General features: G+C 60.0%; 11 protein-coding genes. 4 read left to right on the top strand and 7 right to left on the bottom strand.

Annotated features, from left to right (window positions below):
- Positions 1-5: 5 nt before the first annotated feature.
- On the bottom strand, positions 6-3461 hold the full coding sequence (mfd, locus tag ACR0MI_RS02005) for a transcription-repair coupling factor (RefSeq protein WP_170816565.1): 3456 nt from the start codon (positions 3459-3461) through the stop codon (positions 6-8).
- 21 nt (positions 3462-3482) lie between these two features.
- Complete coding sequence (locus ACR0MI_RS02000; protein WP_170610777.1) at positions 3483-4004, bottom strand: component of SufBCD complex; 522 nt, start codon at positions 4002-4004, stop codon at positions 3483-3485.
- A gap of 119 nt (positions 4005-4123) precedes the next feature.
- Between ACR0MI_RS02000 and hemB the strand changes: the two genes are divergently transcribed.
- From hemB to ACR0MI_RS01980, 4 genes are all read left to right on the top strand, one after another.
- Entirely contained in the window at positions 4124-5122 is a 999-nt protein-coding gene (gene hemB, locus ACR0MI_RS01995) for a porphobilinogen synthase (protein ID WP_170619164.1), read from the top strand.
- A 143-nt stretch (positions 5123-5265) separates the two neighbouring features.
- Complete coding sequence (locus ACR0MI_RS01990) at positions 5266-5838, top strand: lipid-binding SYLF domain-containing protein (RefSeq protein WP_170610771.1); 573 nt, start codon at positions 5266-5268, stop codon at positions 5836-5838.
- Positions 5839-6011: 173 nt separating this feature from the next.
- Positions 6012-8474: a penicillin acylase family protein gene (locus tag ACR0MI_RS01985; RefSeq protein WP_170610768.1), complete on the top strand. Its 2463-nt coding sequence runs from the start codon at positions 6012-6014 to the stop codon at positions 8472-8474.
- Between the two features lie 105 nt (positions 8475-8579).
- Positions 8580-8975, top strand: coding sequence for a nuclear transport factor 2 family protein (locus tag ACR0MI_RS01980; RefSeq protein ID WP_170610766.1), 396 nt, complete (start codon positions 8580-8582; stop codon positions 8973-8975).
- 18 nt (positions 8976-8993) lie between these two features.
- Here the strand turns inward: ACR0MI_RS01980 and ACR0MI_RS01975 are convergent, their stop codons facing one another.
- The 5 genes from ACR0MI_RS01975 to trkA form a co-directional block, all read right to left on the bottom strand.
- Positions 8994-9287 (bottom strand): putative quinol monooxygenase, encoded by a 294-nt coding sequence (locus ACR0MI_RS01975; RefSeq protein WP_170610763.1) that lies wholly within the window; start codon positions 9285-9287, stop codon positions 8994-8996.
- Between the two features lie 14 nt (positions 9288-9301).
- Positions 9302-10573, bottom strand: coding sequence for a GTPase HflX (hflX, locus tag ACR0MI_RS01970; protein ID WP_170610760.1), 1272 nt, complete (start codon positions 10571-10573; stop codon positions 9302-9304).
- Positions 10573-10812, bottom strand: coding sequence for an RNA chaperone Hfq (gene hfq, locus ACR0MI_RS01965; protein ID WP_010440340.1), 240 nt, complete (start codon positions 10810-10812; stop codon positions 10573-10575). Before hfq ends, hflX begins: the two co-directional genes overlap by 1 nt.
- 131 nt (positions 10813-10943) lie before the next feature.
- Positions 10944-12482 (bottom strand): TrkH family potassium uptake protein, encoded by a 1539-nt coding sequence (locus ACR0MI_RS01960; RefSeq protein WP_170610757.1) that lies wholly within the window; start codon positions 12480-12482, stop codon positions 10944-10946.
- Positions 12482-13858 (bottom strand): Trk system potassium transporter TrkA, encoded by a 1377-nt coding sequence (gene trkA / locus ACR0MI_RS01955; protein WP_170610754.1) that lies wholly within the window; start codon positions 13856-13858, stop codon positions 12482-12484. Before trkA ends, ACR0MI_RS01960 begins: the two co-directional genes overlap by 1 nt.
- Between the last annotated feature and the right edge of the window lie 46 nt (positions 13859-13904).

The raw sequence follows: 13904 nt of genomic DNA, 5'->3' as shown, positions 1-13904 counted from the left end.
GACGCTCAGACCTTGGCCTTGTTCTTCACGGCAACCACCTTCTCGGCCAGATCGCGGGCAATGGCAAACGCGCCCTTGATCTTGTCGCTCTCTTTCTTCCAATCCCTGCGCACAACAATCTTGTTGTCCTTGACCTTCGCCAGTCCGCGCTGGTTCTGAATGAAATCGACCAATCCCTGAGGCGAGGCGAACTTGTCGTTGTGGAACTGGATCGTCGCGCCCTTCGGTCCGCCATCCAGTTTGGCGATCCCCGCCCGCTTGCACATCGCCTTGATGCGCACGACCAGCATCAGGGTGTTCACCTCTTTCGGGAGAGTGCCAAAGCGGTCGATCAGTTCGGCTGCAAACCCTTCCAACTCGACCTTGGTCGAGAGCGACGAGAGGCGGCGATACAAGCCCAGCCGTACATCCAGATCCGGCACGTAATCCTCGGGGATCAGGACCGGCACACCCAGATTGATCTGCGGAGCCCATTGATCATCAGCATCCGACAACCCTTCCATCTCACCGGCTTTGATCTTGGCAATCGCCTCTTCCAGCATCGACTGATACAGTTCATAGCCCACGTCGCGCATCTGGCCGGACTGCTCCTCGCCCAGCAGGTTGCCTGCACCACGAATGTCCAGATCCTGGCTGGCAAGGGTGAAACCTGCGCCAAGCGTATCCAGCGAACCCAGAACGCGCAGGCGTTTTTCAGCCGTGGCGGTCAGCTTCTGGCGTGGCTTGGTGGTCAGATAAGCATAGGCGCGGGCCTTCGAACGCCCGACCCGGCCCCGTATCTGATACAACTGCGAAAGGCCGAACATATCCGCGCGGTGCACGACCATGGTGTTTGCGGTCGGAATATCCAGACCGCTTTCCACAATCGTCGTGGCCAGCAGCACATCGTATTTGCCGTCGTAGAAAGCATTCATCCGGTCATCGAGCTCGCCAGCCGCCATTTGGCCATGAGCGATGACATAAGTCAGTTCCGGCAGCTGTTCGTTCAGGAATTCCTCGATCTCGCGTAGATCGGATATTCGCGGCACCACGTAGAAGCTCTGCCCACCCCGATAATGTTCGCGCAGCAGCGCCTCGCGGACAGTGACCGCATCGAATTCGCTGACATAGGTACGGATGGCCAGACGGTCGATAGGCGGGGTGCCGATGATCGAAAGATCGCGCACGCCTGTCAGCGACAGTTGCAAAGTACGCGGGATCGGCGTGGCAGTCAGGGTCAGCACGTGAATGTCCGAGCGCAATTGTTTCAGACGCTCTTTATGCGCCACTCCGAAATGCTGTTCCTCGTCGATAATCAGGAGGCCCAGATTGTTGAACCGAATACCCTTGGCCAGCAACGCATGGGTACCGACCACGATATCAATCGTTCCCCGCGCCAGTCCGTCCCGGGTCTGCTGCGCCTCTTTGGCCGAAACAAAGCGCGAGAGCTGCCGGACCTCCAGGGGGAACCCTCTGAAACGGTCCCTGAAGCTGGCCGCGTGCTGGCGGGCCAGCAGCGTCGTGGGCGCAACAACCGCCACCTGAACACCGGACATGGCAGCGACAAATGCCGCGCGCATTGCAACCTCGGTCTTGCCAAAGCCCACATCGCCGCAGATCAGGCGGTCCATCGGCGCGCCTGAATGCATGTCCTCCATCACCTCGGCAATGGCGCGCAACTGGTCGTCGGTTTCCTGATAGGGGAAACGGGCGCTGAACTCCTCCCACGCATGCGGCGGCGGGTCCATGACCGGAGCCTTGCGCAGGGCGCGTTCGGCGGCGATACGGATCAGCTTGTCCGCCATTTCGCGGATGCGCTCTTTCAATTTGGCTTTCTTGGCCTGCCAGGCGCCACCGCCCAAACGGTCCAGCAGACCTTCTTCGTGACCGTATTTTGACAGCAACTCAATGTTTTCAACCGGCAGATACAGTTTGGACTGTTCCGCGTATTCCAGCAGAAGGCATTCGTGCGCGGCCCCAGCTGCCGTCACCACTTCCATCCCCATGTAGCGACCGATGCCATGGTCGACATGAACAACAAGATCACCGGGGCTGAGCGATTGGGTCTCGGTCAGGAAATTCTCGGCCTTGCGGCGTTTTCTTGGCTGCCGGATCAAGCGGTCGCCCAGAACATCCTGTTCTGCAATCACCGTCAGACCGGGGGTTTCGAACCCGTGCTCCAGCGCCCAGACAGCCAAGTACAACCCGCGCTTGCCGATGCGAGTGCCGTCCTTCACCGGGATCGCCTCGGCCAGGCCTTCATCCTCGATCAGACCGGTCAGGCGTTCGCGGGCGCCTTCGGAATAGGACGCGATCAGAACTGGCCCCTTGGCCAGTTTGTCGGTGATGTGACTGGCCAGTGCGCCAAACAGGCTGATGTTTTCCTGCTGTCGTTCGGGGGCGAAATTGCGCCCGATCCGGCCACCTGCGTCGATCACGCCCGGTCCGCTTGCCTGCGGCAACGGGCTGAACTGCATCACGCGCCGGTCTGCAACAGCCTGTTCCCAGGCCCCGTCATCCAAGTACAGCAAGGCTGGCGGAGTTGGCTTGTAGACCGTGTCCATGCGCGACCGGTTTTCCAGCGCCAGCCTGCGGGTTTCATACTGATCAGCAATACTGTCCCACCGGGCCAGCCGCGCGGGCGTAACCTGATCATCCAGCAGGATCGTCGCACCGGACAGATAGTCGAACAGTGTCTCCAGCCGGTCATGGAAGAAAGGCAGCCAGTGCTCCATCCCCTGATGCTTGCGCCCGGCACTGACCGCTTCGTAAAGCGGGTCGTCCGTACCTGCGGCGCCGAACTCAATACGATAGTTTTGACGGAACCGGGTGATCGCGGCCTCGTCCAGAATGACTTCCGATACCGGGGCCAGTTCGACAATTTGCAGTTTCTCGGTGGTGCGCTGCGATACCGGGTCGAACCGGCGTGCACCGTCCAGAACATCGCCAAACAGATCCAGACGAACGGGGCCGGATTCACCGGGCGGGAATATGTCGATGATCCCGCCCCGGATGGCATAGTCGCCGGGCTCCATTACCGTGGGGCTTTGGGTGAACCCCATGCGAACCAGAAAATTGCGCAATGCGTCTTCGTCAATGCGATGCCCGACCCGCGCAGTAAAGGCCGCTTCGCGCAGGACCTCACGGGCCGGCACGCGCTGGGTTGCGGCATTCAGGGTCGTCAACAGCACGAATTGCTGCGGCATCTGATGCACCAGCGCCGCCAGAGTCGCCACCCGTGTGGCCGAAATATCGGCGTTGGGTGAAACCCGATCGTAAGGCAGGCAATCCCAGCCGGGAAACACAAAGACCGGCATTTCCGGTGCAAAAAAGGCCAGCGCGGCCCGCATCGCCTCCATCCGCTTGTCATCACGTGCGACATGGGCCACCGGACCGCCGGTCCGCGAAATCTCTTTCAGAACAAGCTGCGCGTCAAACCCTTCGGGGGCTCCGCCAACTGTTACGTGGTCCGCAGCCTTCATCGCCTCGCCTTTCCGACTTGTCTATCCCAGTGGTCCCAGAGAAAAGTTCTGATACATGCCCCAGAAGGCCGTGACCAGTATCGAAAACATGCCGATCAACTGGGTGTACAGCCTGCATCGCATCAGGGTCCGGATGACCAAGTCAGGTTTCGGGATCTGCTGCAGCCGACGCGCGGTCGCCACATACAGCATGACCACGATCGACATCGGAAACATCAGCAGGAAAACAGCCTGCGCGAACTCCACCCCATAATAAAAGCCCGATATCGCAAGCCCGGTCAGCACAAAACACGAAATCGCAAACAAAATGGCACCGGACATGTCCATGATGTAAAGCATACGGTTCGTGTTGATCCGGACGATATCCATCAGGTCCGTTTCGGCCTGCCCGCCCGAGCGTCGCGCGCGCACGATCAGATCATAGGGCACGCCAAGAACCCAATGGCTCACTGATGACCACATGACAGCCAGTGCGATCCAGAACCACAGGTTCGAGAAGCTTCGCAAATCAATGACTTCGGTAATCGAAGAGTATAAGTCCAAGCCATAACCCCTTAAACATTGTCTTACGGGGTTTTGTCACAATGCCGCGTCGATTGTTACCCTTGAGACCTACGCGTTTTCATGCCACCCAAAGCACGATTGTTCAAGGAGAACGCGCCATGAAACCGACCATCGCCCCCTATCCGCTCGCCCGTTTCCGCCGGGCCCGCCAGTCTGCGGCGATCCGGGGGCTGGTCCGCGAGAATACGCTGACGCCGGATGACCTGATCTGGCCGGTGTTCGTGCGCGACGGCGAAGGGGTCGAGGAACCGGTGCCGTCAATGCCGGGCGTCGTGCGCCGATCGGTCGATCTGATCGCCCACGCCGCCGTCGAGGCGCAGGCGCTTGGCATCCCAGCAATCTGTATTTTCCCCTATACCGACAGCGCCCTGAAAACCGAAGACTGCGCCGAAGCGTGGAATCCTGACAACCTGTCGAACCGGGCCATTCGTGCCATCAAGGATGCTGCCCCCGATATCGCCGTCATGACCGATGTGGCGCTGGATCCGTACAACATTAACGGCCATGACGGGTATGTCGTCGATGGCGAGATCGTAAATGACCGCACGGTCGAAGCACTGGTGAAAATGACGCTGGCGCAGGCGGATGCTGGCGCGGACATCATCGGCCCGTCGGACATGATGGATGGACGTATCGGTGCGATGCGCCACGCGCTCGAGTCTGCGGGGCATCACAACGTCATGATTCTCAGCTACGCCGCCAAGTATGCCAGCGCGTTTTACGGTCCATTCCGCGATGCGGTTGGCGCATCGGGCGCACTGACCGGCGACAAGAAGACCTATCAGATGGACCCGGCCAATTCGAACGAGGCGCTGCGTCTGATCGAACGCGACCTGACCGAGGGCGCCGATATGGTGATGATCAAGCCGGGCATGCCTTATCTTGATATCTGCCGTCAGGTTAAAGACACGTTTGGCGCGCCGACCTATGCCTACCAGGTGTCGGGCGAGTTTGCGATGATCCGGGCGGCGGCCCAGAACGGATGGATCGATGGCGAGAAGGTGATGCTGGAAAGTCTGATGGCGTTCAAACGCGCGGGCTGTGACGGAGTTCTGACCTATTTCGCGCCCGAAGTAGCGCGCCTTCTGCAAGGCTAAAACCCCGCCCTGTCGCAATTTTTCGCCGATTGAAGGCCCCTGACCCGCAGCTTTCCCGTGACAGCCGGGCGCAATCGGCGTATTCTTGCACACAAGATCGGGAACACCCGACATATCAGGCACTTATTACAGAGACAGGAAACATGAGCAGTTCCAATTCCCCCCGACTGGGTCGTCGCGGCTTTGCACTTGGCATGGCAGGGCTGACATTTACCGCCGCCTGCGGGAACGGCGTCGGCAACACCAACGCAGCGACCATCGACGCCCGTGTCGATGCGACGCTGAACGAAATGTACAGTAAGTACCCGAACACGATCGAGATCGCCAGCAAGGCGAACGGTATGCTTGTCATGCCTCTGATCACCGAAGCCGGGTTCATCTTCGGCGGCGGTTTTGGCCAGGGCGCATTGCGAGTTCAGGGTGCGACAGTCGATTATTATTCCGCTGTCAAAGGCTCAGCCGGGCTGCAGATCGGCGCGCAGCAATACGCGCATGTTCTGTTTTTCATGACCGAAGACGCGCTGAACGACTTCCGCCGCTCCAACGGTTGGACCGCAGGCGCGGACATCGGCTATGTGGTCGACGCAACCGGCAGCAGCGTCGGGGCCAGCACCACGACATTGCGCACGCCTGTGATCGCGGCGGTCTTTGGTCAGGCGGGCCTGCTGTTCGGGGCGACCGTCGAAGGCATCAAATACACGCGTATCATTCCGTAACACCGGGTTACCACTCCCCCTCCTGCGGAGCCCCGCCACGTGTCGTTCAGCAGTGGCGGGGCTTACGTTTTTTGCGTTGACGACACGGAAATTGTTGTTCGGCTCCTCTTTCGGTTGGGATCGCCTTCCACTACTCTCGCCGCAAACGAATACCAATAAACTGTGGGGCAAGGATGGGTCTTGTATTTCGCTGGCTGGTGCGCATCACGTCGGGTCTTGTCCTGCTGGCGGTGGCGGCAGTTGCACTGGTCTATTTCCTCGCCAGCCAGTCTTTGCCCGAATACAATCAGACCCTTAAGGTCAGTGGCCTGACCAGCCCGGTTGAAATCGTGCGCGACACATCAAACGTGCCGCATATTCTGGCCGAAAATGATCCGGATGTGTTCTTCGGCCTCGGATATGTGCATGCGCAAGATCGTCTTTGGCAGATGACCGTTATGCGCCGCACCGCGCAGGGGCGTCTGTCGGAAATTTTCGGTGCTCGAACTGTCAATATCGACAAGCTGCTGCGCCGTCTCGACCTTTATGGACTGGCCCATCGTTCTGTCGAGGTTCAGGACGACTACACCAAAGCCGCGCTGAAAGCCTACGCCGCTGGCGTGAACGCCCGGTTGAATGAAATCAACGACAAGGCCCTTGGGCGCGGCGCACCCGAGATGTTCCTGTTCAACGCCCCTGTCTCCCCCTGGCAACCGGGGGACAGCATCGCCGTAATCAAACTGATGGGCCTGCAACTGTCGGGCCATTTGCAGGACGAGGTGCTGCGCGCACGTACATCACTGATGCTGAATAACCCGGACCGACTGGCGGACATACTGCCCGACGTTCCCGGCCCGGGGATCGCCGCATTGCCCGAATATGCCGGCCTGTTCCCCGGCCTGCCCCGATACGCGCGGGGAACGTCGATGCCTGACAACCCGCTTTCGCCCTTTCCAAAACGCGGCCTTGCCGGTGCGTCGAATGCCTGGAGCGCCGCGCCATCGCGGTCTGCCAGTGGCGGAACCCTGCTTGCGAACGACCCACATCTTGGCTTTACCGCACCCGGCGTGTGGTATCTGGCACGACTGGGGCTGGCCAAAGGCGGCGTGATCGGCGCGAGTATTCCCGGCATTCCCGCCATCATGACCGGGCGCAGCGACCGGTTGGGCTGGGGCCTGACCTCATCTTATCTGGACGATCAGGATGTCCATATCGAACAACTGAACCCGGAAAACCCCGAAGAATACCTGACACCGGACGGATACAAAACATTCCAGACCCGCCCGTCGATCATCGAGATCAAAGACCAGCCGCCCATCACTCTGACCCTGCGCTGGACGGAAAACGGCCCGGTGCTGCCCGGCACTCACTACGATCTGGAAACGATCACACCAAAGGGACATGTGGCCTCGCTTGCGTGGACGGCGCTTAGCCCGCGTGACACGTCGATGACCGCTTCGATGGCGCTGATGAACGCGGATACGGTGCAGCAGGCCATCACGGCGGCCGAAGATTTCATCTCGCCGTCGCAAAACCTGTCACTGGTGGACAAGGACACGATCGCCATGAAGTTGATTGGCGCCATGCCACAACGCGACCTGCGCAACCAAAGCAAGGGCCGCATTCCGACCCCCGGCTGGCTGGCCGAGAACCGCTGGCAAGGCCGCATGCCTTATGCCGACAACCCAGAGTTCGTGGCCCCAAGGGGCGGCGTTCTGGGTAACACCAACAACAAGATCATAGACCGCCCCTTCCCTCAGCACGTGTCGTATGAATGGGGCGACACCCAGCGGGTCCATCGCTGGGAACGCCTGATGCAGTCGCGCGAAGTGCACACCCGCGACAGCTTTATCGAGGCGCAGCTCGACACCGTAAGTTTCACCGCCCGGTCTCTGTTACCCCTGATTGGAGCGGACCTGTGGTTCACCGGGGAATCCGCTCCTGTCGGCACAGCGGAACGTCAGCGCCAGATCGCCTTGGCCCTGCTGGCCGAGTGGAACGGCGAAATGAACGAGCATCTGCCGGAACCGCTGATCTATGCGGCATGGCTGCGCGCGCTGCAGAACCGGCTGATCGCGGATGAACTTGGCCCGCTGGCCAGCGAGTTCAAACATGTCGAACCGCTGTTTATCGAAAGGGTCTACCGCGATATCGACGGGGCCTCGGTCTGGTGCGACGTCCGTCAAAGTGCGCCGGTTGAGACCTGCACCGACATGGCAAGACTGGCGCTGGACGATGCGCTGATCTGGATTGCCGAGAATTACGGCAGCGCCCTGGAATCCCTGCGCTGGGGCGACGCGCATCAGGCCACCCATGACCACCCGGTTCTGGGTTCGGTTCCGGTGCTGCGCTATTTCGTGAACATTCGTCAATCGACCAGCGGCGGAGACAACACCCTGCTGCGCGGCCGAACCTCGGGCGAAGGGCTCGACCCGTTCCAGAACGTACATGGCGCAGGCTATCGCGGCGTCTATGACTTCGCCGACCCAGACAGTTCGGTCTTTATTACCGCCACGGGTCAATCGGGCCATTTTCTGTCACGCTATTACGACGATCAGGCGCAACTGTGGCGGCGCGGAGAGTATCTACCAATGTCTCTGGACATCGACCTGGCCCGTGCCGCGGCCGTCGGTGTCACCCACCTGATCCCGCGTTAATACCCCTCGTCGGCAAGACCTTGCCCCTTTTTTGCGCGGACGTGGACGCAAACGGGTGTTTTCGCCTACGATCTGCGGGCGGACTATTTGGGACCGGGGGCACAGATGGCCAGTATTCAGGACAGGCTGAACAATCTCGCGCGCGACTATGCGATTGCATGGAGTTCGGGCGACGCAGATGCCGTCGCCAGTTTTTTTGCATCAGACGGCCAGATTTCAATCAACCGGGGAGACCCGATCGTAGGTCGCGCGGCGATTGCTGAAATGGCGCGTGGCCTTTTCGCAGAATTTCCCGATCTGGAAGTCAGGTGCGATATGCTGCGTTGGGCCGGAAATCACGCGATTTTTGTCTGGACGCTGGAAGGGCACCATGCGCAAACCGGAAACCATGTCGTCACCCGCGGCTGGGAAGAATGGGAACTGACGGCCGATCATGAAGTCCAGTCTTCACTGGATTGGTTCGACGCCGATGACTATCAGCGTCAAATCGAAGGGCGATAGGCACAAGTCCAGACCGGGTTATTCCGAGGTAATCGAATACTTGCGTGGAATGCCTTCTGTAACCATGAACCAGCGCGAGGCTTTCATGCGTTCCTGATGTGCGTCGAACGCAGCCCGGTTTTCAAAGACCTCATGAACGTTGAACTGACCGGGGATGCCCGGATCCTCAGCGACCTCGAAGGTGACACAACCGGGTTCGGCGCGCGTCAGCGCGATATGTTCTGAAAGCGCGGCACGGACCTGTTCAAGCCTTTCGGCAGGCACAGCGATGTGCCCACTCAAATAGACCTTCTTGCTGTCTTCCTTCGTCAAAACCAGACCCCGGATCAAAGAGCAGCAAATTGCGCCGCTTGCTTCGCGGTCCAAAGCACCGTGATCTCGAACCCGTTTTCGGTCTGTTGCTCGGACCGGACCACATCCTGCCGAAACAGCCACGCGCGCTTGCCGCCATCGGCAAACCCCAGCGTCAAAGTTTCCTTATGCCGCACGCCCTGCAATTTGGTTGCAATCTCGGCCAGCAGCGCCTCGACGCCTTCGCCGGTCACTGCCGAGATGGCAAAGATCGAAGCATCACGTTCTGCACGCGCCAAAGCGGCCTTACGTTCGTCGTCAGTCATCAGGTCGATCTTGTTCCAGACCTCCAGCCGGGGCCGTTCATCATCGACCCCCAGCGAGGTCAGAATGGCCTCGACATCCTGTGCCTGTGCGTCCGTGTCCTCGTGGCTGATATCGCGGACATGCACGACCAGATCGGCACCCAGCACCTCCTCCAGCGTGGCGCGAAATGCGGCGACCAGTTCGGTGGGCAGGTTCGAGATAAAACCAACGGTATCCGACAGGATCACCTCGGGGCCGTCGGGCAACTCGACCCGCCGCATGGTCGGGTCCAGCGTAGCGAACAACATGTCCTTGGCCATGACTTCCGCACCCGTCAGGCGGTTGAACAGGGTCGATTTTCCGGCGTTGGTATAGCCAATCAGCGCGACAATCGGATACGGAACCTTGGCCCGCGCGGCGCGGTGCAGCGTGCGGGTCTTGACCACCTTCTGCAACTGGCGGCGCAGGCGCACAAGCTGTTCGTCAATCGCACGCCGGTCGGCCTCGATCTGGGTTTCGCCCGGTCCACCGACAAACCCCAAGCCGCCCCGCTGGCGTTCCAGGTGGGTCCAGGCCCGAACAAGCCGCGTCCGCTGGTAGCTGAGCGCGGCCATCTCGACCTGCAACACACCTTCGCGGGTGCGTGCCCGATCGCTGAAGATCTCCAGGATCAATCCGGTCCGGTCAAGGATCTTGACCTTCCACGCTTTCTCAAGATTGCGTTGCTGAACCGGCGTCACCGGGCCATCGATCAGAACCAGTTCGATATCGTGCTCGTGCAGTCGCTCGCCTAGCTCTTCGATTTTGCCGCTTCCGAAAAAAAGCCCCGGCTGGGCCCGTTGCAGGCGAACGATTTCCGACCCGACCACATCCAGATCGGGCAAAGCAGCGGCTAGTGCCACCGCTTCTTCCAGCGCCGGTCCCGGGACGCGGCGCTGTTCATCTGATTTGATTTCGGGATGCAGCACCCAGGCCCGGGTGCGCGCCCTCTCATGTTCCATCAAGAGGCGTCTTCGCCCTCATACAGGCTGATCGGCTGCGACGGCATGATCGTCGAAATCGCGTGCTTGTAGACAAGCTGCGACTGTCCGTCGCGGCGCAACAATACGCAGAAATTGTCGAACCAGGTGATCACACCCTGCAATTTCACACCGTTGATCAGGAAAATCGTGACCGGAACCTTTGCTTTCCGTACATTATTCAGGAACGCGTCCTGAAGATTCTGTCTGTCCGAAGCCATATTTTTATAATCTCGCCATTGTTCTTGCTACGCGCTGCGGACCAACGCGCTCCCTCCGGGTGAGTATGGAGCGGAGTTCACAGATATTCCAGATTAAAAATCAGGCACTAATTCCTTTTGCTGACCCGACGTCAGTCCCGCCAGAGGGCCGGGGTGATCAAGGCAATGATCGCCAGTGTTTCAAGCCGGCCGATTACCATTGCTGCGCACATCGTCAGTTTTGCACCTGCAGTCATATCGATCAGCCGGATCGGAACGTCAGTTGCCAGTTCAATCAGTGGGCCGGTCGTACTCAGCGCGGCAACAGTCAGAACCATTGCCTGTTCGAACCCGGCCCCCATGGCGGCGAGCAACAGATTGAACACCGCCGCCGTAAGCGCGAACATCATCAAGAAGATCCAGGCGATGAAGGCGCCATTGGTTTGAATGCGCCGGTTCCCGCCGCCAACGCCGCTGACCGATGACGGATAGATCAGCCGGTCGATCTCGCGCGCGCCATTGAGGTAAAGCGCAAACACACGCAACAGCTTGACACCGCCGGCCGTGGTGGCGACCCCGCCCCCGATCAGGGCCAGCCCCATCAGGATCAGACCCGGCGTTCCCAGCCCCGAAAGCTGTTGCGCATCGTCCCAGTTGCTGCTTTCGAATCCTGCCGTTGTCAGAAAAGACAAGGCTGTAAATGTCATGCCCCATATCACCTTAAGGCCCTGAAGCACCGACATCTGGCCGTCGATTTCGTTCACACCAGCCAGCACGCGAAAGAAAAGCAGGGCTGCTACGGCAACCACGATCAACAATCCGATGCGGAATTCGGGGTCCTTATCCAGCCGGGAGTAGCCCGAGGTCGCCGTATCTGCCGAAAACGTCAGCCTTGACAATGCAAAGAACAGGAACAGGAACAGGATCGCCTCACCGGTCAGACCTGCCTGGGCTCCTTCCATCCCGCCCACCGGGGAAATGCCCGAGGTCGCCATGACCGACATCGCGTGGCTTACGGCGGTCAGGCCAACTTCACCGGCAATCAGCAGCAATATCCAGACCACCGCAGTCAGCCCTGCATAGACGGGTGTCAGGGTTCGCGCCACGCGCAACAGGCGCCCCCTTGGGTCAACTTTCTCGCTTTGCGCAACACCGGAAACCGGTCGCCCCGGCTGACCCTGCGCGGTAATCTCGAACCCGCCCAAGGACAACGGTGCCAGAATCGCCGCTGCGGAAATCCACATCAGCAAACCACCCATCCAGCCAACGAACGCCCGCCACAAATGCAGCGGTGCAGTCAGGCGGTCGGGGTTGGGAAACAGGTCTGCGCCAGTCGTGGTCATCGCACTGACCATATCAAAATACGCGTTCAGGAAGGTGGTGTTGCCAAGCGCATCGTGAAACGGGATCGCCAAAAACACGGGCAGAACGGTAAAACAGCCCAGCAGAACGGCCAACTGCCCCAATGTGCCGCGCCGAGGTATCCTGTTGGACGAGGCCAGCGCTATGCTCGCCACAAGAAACAGTCCAAGCAGGCCCGAGTAGAAGAACGATCGCGACGTGTCGTGGTCATCCAATACCAGCGCGTAGACTGCGGGCACCCACATCGAGAACGCGGTTATTCCCCAAATCAACAGAAACAGCGGCAAACGCCGCAAAAGCCCGATCCGTTGTGTCCGCGCGTGTGCCATCAGAAGAAATCGATCGAAACCTGCATCAAGCGCTCGACCTCGGGCACGTCCTTGGCCATGGCAAAGATGGCCACCACATCCTTTTCATCAATCCGCAGGCTGCCGGTCGGGCGCAGCAACTCGTCGCCCTTGCGCACCGCGCCGACCAGAACGCCTTCGGGGAAATCGATGTCGCGCAGTCTCTGCCCCGCCATGGGAGAGGTTGACAGCACTTCGGCCTCGATCACTTCGGCCTCGGCATCGCCGATGGAATAGACCTGCCGCACCCGGCCGTGACGGATATGGCGCAGGATCGAGCTGACGGTGGTCGCGCGCGGGTTGATATAGGCGTCGATCCCTAATGGCCCCATGAGCGCCACCATGCTGGGATCGTTGATCAGCGCGATCGCCATCGCGCAACCCTCGGCCTTGGCACGTACCGCGGCCAACAGATTGGCACGGTCGTCATCCGTGACGGCCAGCATCGCGTCGGCCCGTTCAATGCCAGCCTCCCGCAGCAATGCCGCATCCAGCCCGTCGCCGTTCAGAACAATCGTCCGCTCCAGCGCTTCTGCGGCCAGTTCGGCGCATCGGCGGTCGCGTTCGATGATCTTGGCGCGCACGCGGCTTTCGCGTTCTTCCAGCGTGCGAGCCACTTCAAGGCCGACATTGCCGCCACCCACAATGACGACTCGGTCCTGTTTCTTTTGTGCTTTGCCGAACACGTCCATCGTGCGCTCGACGTCGTTGACGCTGGTGAAGACATAGCATTCGTCACCTATAAACAGCTGATCCTCGGATTCCGGTGCAAACAGCGTGCCGTCCCGGCGTACACCGACTACGATCGAGCTGAGCGTCGAAAACAGGTCGGTCAGCTGTCTGAGCGGCGTGTTGATGATCGGACAATCTTCATCCACTCGGATGCCCAGCAATTGCGCCTTGCCATCCATGAAAATCTCGGTGTCAAAAGCCGCCGGGGCCGACAGGCGGCGCATGGCGGCGGCGGCGACCTCGCGTTCCGGGCTGATCACCACGTCGATGGGAAGATGGTCCCGGCGAAACAGGTCCGCATGAATCGCTGTCAGATAGGATTTGGACCGAAGACGAGCGATTTTTCGCGGTATCGAAAACACCGAATGCGCCATCTGGCAGGTGACCATGTTCACCTCATCCGAGTGGGTCGCGGCGATGATCATGTCTGCATCGCGGGCCCCGGCCCGTTCCAACACATCCGGATAGCTGGCGAAGCCTGCGATACCCTGCACGTCCAGCGTTTCGGTCGCGCGTCGCACCAGATCAGGATTGTTGTCCACCACTGTCACGTCGTTCAGTTCGCCCGAAAGGTGCCGTGCAATTTGCCAGCCGACCTGACCCGCACCGCAAATGATGACCTTCATGTTCCTGGCCCTTCTGCCTGAAATCTTTGAATGACAGATGCCCCCA

This window comes from Ruegeria sp. D4, assembly GCF_056534475.1.
Note: the sequence above shows the minus strand (reverse complement) of the source record. Positions and strands in the feature narration are given on the sequence as shown.